This is a genomic window from Streptomyces otsuchiensis (assembly GCF_004305975.1).
In the GTDB taxonomy this organism is placed as follows: domain Bacteria; phylum Actinomycetota; class Actinomycetes; order Streptomycetales; family Streptomycetaceae; genus Streptomyces; species Streptomyces otsuchiensis.
Window position 1 is genome coordinate 1 of record NZ_BHZI01000429.1, and the last position, 3,072, is coordinate 3,072.

The window sequence follows — 3,072 nt, forward strand, 5'->3', positions numbered from 1 at the left end:
CCGCCGGACTGACCGGAAGAACCCCGTCACGCCCCCGGGTACCGCCCGCACCACCGCCGCCCGCCGACCGGCGTACGGCACCGTCCCAAGGAGACACCGCCCCATGTCGATCCGCGTGATGCTCGTCGATGACCAGGTCCTGCTCCGCACCGGCTTCAAGATGGTGCTCGCCGCGCAGCCGGACATGGAGGTCGTCGCGGAGGCCGGCGACGGCGTGGAGGCGCTGGAGGTGCTGCGCTCGACCCCGGTAGACGTCGTCCTGATGGACGTGCGGATGCCGCGTCTGGACGGCGTCGAGACCACCGGGCGCATCTGCCGCGACGGCGAGGGCGGGCCCGGCGACCCCAAGGTGCTGATCCTGACCACCTTCGACCTCGACGAGTACGCCTTCACCGGCCTGAAGGCCGGTGCCTCCGGCTTCATGCTCAAGGACGTGCCGCCGGACGAGCTGCTCGCCGCGATCCGCTCCGTGCACAGCGGCGACGCGGTGGTGGCCCCCTCCACCACCCGCCGGCTGCTGGACCGCTTCTCCACGCTGCTGCCCGCCACGCAGAGCGCGGACCACCCTGAACTGGCGCAGCTCACCGACCGGGAGCGTGAGGTCCTGGTGCTGATCGCCCAGGGCATGTCGAACAGCGAGATCGCCGCGGAGCTGTTCGTCTCCGAGGCGACCGTCAAGACCCATGTGGGCCGCATCCTGGCCAAGCTCCAGCTCCGCGACCGGGTGCAGGCCGTCGTCCTCGCCTACGAGACCGGCCTGGTGCAGGCGCGCGGCGCCTGACCGTCGGGGACGGAACGCACCACCGCACAGCGCCCGCACCACCACCGCACAGCGCCCGCACCACCACCGCGCACCACGACGCACCACCCCACGCCGCCGCGCACCACCGCGCCCGGGACGCCACCCCGCCCCCGGCCGGGCGGCGACGGGGTGGCCCGTAGCATGGCGGCAATCGTCCGGTACCGATCGACGGACTGGAACGGAAGGCGCCGTGAACGAACCACCCCCAGCAGACCTGCCGGGCCGCGCCGGCGACCGCCCGGCCCGGCTCACCGTGGGCGTCGTCGGCTCCGGCCGGGTCGGCCCGGCGCTCGCCGCCGCGCTGGCCCTGGCAGGACACCGGCCCGTCGCCGCCTCGGCCGTCTCCGACAGCTCCCGGCGGCGCGCCGCCGCGCTGCTGCCCGGCGTCGCGATCGTCGATCCGGCCGAAGTCCTGGCCCGTGCCGACCTGGTGCTGCTGACCGTCCCCGACGACGCGCTGCCCGACCTGGTGACCGGCCTCGCGCGCACCGGCGCCGTCCGCCCCGGCCAGCTGCTGGCGCACACCTCCGGCCGCTACGGCACCGCCGTCCTGGACCCCGCGCGCCGCGCGGGCGCGCTGCCGCTGGCGCTCCACCCGGTCATGACCTTCACCGGCACCGAGGTCGACGTGCAGCGCCTGGCCGGCTGCTCCTTCGGTGTCACCGCTCCCGAGGAACTGCGGATGGCGGCCGGCGCGCTGGTCATCGAGATGGGCGGCGAGCCGGAGTGGATCGAGGAGTCCGCCCGGCCGCTCTACCACGCGGCCCTGGCGCTGGGCGCCAACCACCTCGTCACCCTGGTGGCGCAGTCCATGGAGGTGCTGCGCGACGCGGGCGTCACCGCCCCCGACCGGATGCTGGGCCCGCTGCTCGGAGCCGCCCTCGACAACGCGCTGCGCTCCGGCGACGCAGCCCTGACCGGCCCCGTCGCCCGCGGCGACGCCGGGACCGTCGCGGAGCACGTCGCCCAGCTGCGCGACCACGCGCCCGGCACCCTCCCCGGCTACCTGGCGATGGCCCGCACCACCGCCGACCGCGCGCTGGACCACGGCCTGCTCCGCCCCGAGCAGGCCGAACGGCTGCTGGAGGCCCTGGCCGGGGAACGCCCCGGGCCGCGCCCCGGCGGCCAGGCGGACACGGAGGACGGCGCATGACCGACCCGCTGCACGAGACCGCCGTGCCGCACGGCACCGGCCCGCGGCCCGCGACCGGCCCGCGAGCCGTCCACACCGCCGCCGAACTGGCCGCCGCCCGCCGCCCCGGCACCCCGCGCGCCGTGGTGATGACCATGGGCGCGCTGCACGAGGGCCACGCCGCCCTCGTCCGCGCCGCCCGGCGCCGGGTGGGCGCGGAGGGCCAGGTCGTCGTCACCGTCTTCGTCAACCCGCTCCAGTTCGGCCCCGGCGAGGACTTCGAGCGCTATCCGCGCACCCTGCCCGAGGATCTGCGGATCGCCGCCCGGGCCGGCGCCGACCTGGTGTTCGCCCCGGACGGCGCGGTGGTCTATCCCGACGGCAGTCCGCTGGTGACCGTGTCCGCCGGGGTGATGGGGGAGAGGCTGGAGGGCGCCCACCGCCCCGGTCACTTCGACGGGATGCTCACCGTCGTCGCGAAGCTGCTCCACCTCACCGCGCCGGACGTGGCGCTGTTCGGTGAGAAGGACGCCCAGCAGCTGGCGCTGATCCGCCGCATGGCGCGCGACCTGGACTTCCCGGTGGAGATCGCCGGCGTGGAGACCGTCCGCGAGGAGGACGGGCTGGCCCGCTCCAGCCGCAACCGCTACCTCTCGCCGTCCGAACGCACCACCGCGCTGGCGCTCTCCCGCGCCCTGTTCGCGGCGCGTGACCGGCTCGCCGCCGAGGCCGTCCTCCGCGACCGCGCGCTGGCCGCCCCCGCCTCCCCCGAACGCGCCGCCGCGCTGGCGGCGCTCCACGAGGAGCGCGCCTCCGCCGACGCCCACGCGCTGGCCCGGGGCGCGGGAGCGCTCGCCTCCCCGGCCTCGGCGGTCGCCGCCGCGCGGGCCGTACTGGAGGACGCCGCCCGCCTCGACCCGCCGCTGCGCACCGACTACCTGGCGCTGGTCGACCCGGAGACCTTCGAGGAGATCCCCGGCACCGGCGCGGACGAGCCCGCCGGCGACGGGCCCGGTCACCGGGGCGAGGCCGTTCTCGCCGTCGCGGCACGCGTCGGCACCACCCGCCTGATCGACAATGTCCGGCTGACCTTCGAGGCTGTGCGATGAACGGCGTCACCCCGACCGACCCCCCGGAC

The 3,072-nt window shown here is 76.5% G+C and carries 3 protein-coding genes; all 3 read left to right on the plus strand.

Features of this window, described 5'->3' with window-relative positions:
• Window positions 1-103 precede the first annotated feature (103 nt).
• The 3 genes from E0D90_RS24675 to panC all read left to right on the plus strand — a co-directional run bounded on the left by E0D90_RS24675 (window position 104) and on the right by panC (window position 3,043).
• The gene (locus tag E0D90_RS24675) at window positions 104-781 is read left to right on the plus strand and encodes a response regulator (RefSeq protein WP_103500564.1); all 678 of its coding nucleotides are present in this window, start codon (window positions 104-106) and stop codon (window positions 779-781) included.
• Between the two features lie 211 nt (window positions 782-992).
• The gene (locus E0D90_RS24680) at window positions 993-1,955 is read left to right on the plus strand and encodes a Rossmann-like and DUF2520 domain-containing protein (protein ID WP_227870484.1); all 963 of its coding nucleotides are present in this window, start codon (window positions 993-995) and stop codon (window positions 1,953-1,955) included.
• Window positions 1,952-3,043, plus strand: a complete 1,092-nt coding sequence (gene panC / locus E0D90_RS24685) for a pantoate--beta-alanine ligase (protein WP_130800153.1) — start codon at window positions 1,952-1,954, stop codon at window positions 3,041-3,043. The genes E0D90_RS24680 and panC overlap by 4 nt, the downstream gene beginning before the upstream one ends.
• Window positions 3,044-3,072 lie beyond the last annotated feature (29 nt).